Genomic DNA, 432 nt, shown 5'->3' on the forward strand with positions numbered 1-432 from the left:
GATTATTCTTCGGGTTTTTCTGTTTCTTCGATTAAGGCAGGATAGACGATAAAAAAGCGTTTTCCCTTGCTGTTGATATACCGCTCTAATTTTGTAGGCACTTTGTGCTGATAGGGTCTTTGCTGTTGTTCCGTTCCCGTTCTAAGCATTTTGTGTTTTTCCATTGCTTCATAAACTAACTTGCGGGGAAATTCGCTTTCTTTAATCACGTCTTTAAAGGCTTTGGGGTGAATATAAAAATGCTCTGGTTCGCCGTTAAATACCTCTAAAACACGATAGCCCAAGATTTTTTGAATAATCCGTTGCGTGGCAGGTTCAGGCACTTGAATAAAGCCGCTTTCTGCGTTTTCGTCAAGCCAGCCATTAAAGAACTCTATGATTTTTTCTTCTTCCCGTTCGCCTGTGCCGTAATCAATGTGCCAATCATTGAAG

The 432-nt window shown here is 40.7% G+C and carries 1 pseudogene; it reads right to left on the reverse strand.

Annotation, left to right across the window (positions count from 1 at the left end):
* Window positions 1-2: 2 nt before the first annotated feature.
* Window positions 3-432: pseudogene (locus ACLS0A_RS11030) on the reverse strand (hypothetical protein); the annotation flags it as partial.

The organism is Avibacterium volantium (assembly GCF_049366555.1).
Classification (GTDB): Bacteria; Pseudomonadota; Gammaproteobacteria; order Enterobacterales; family Pasteurellaceae; genus Avibacterium; species Avibacterium volantium_A.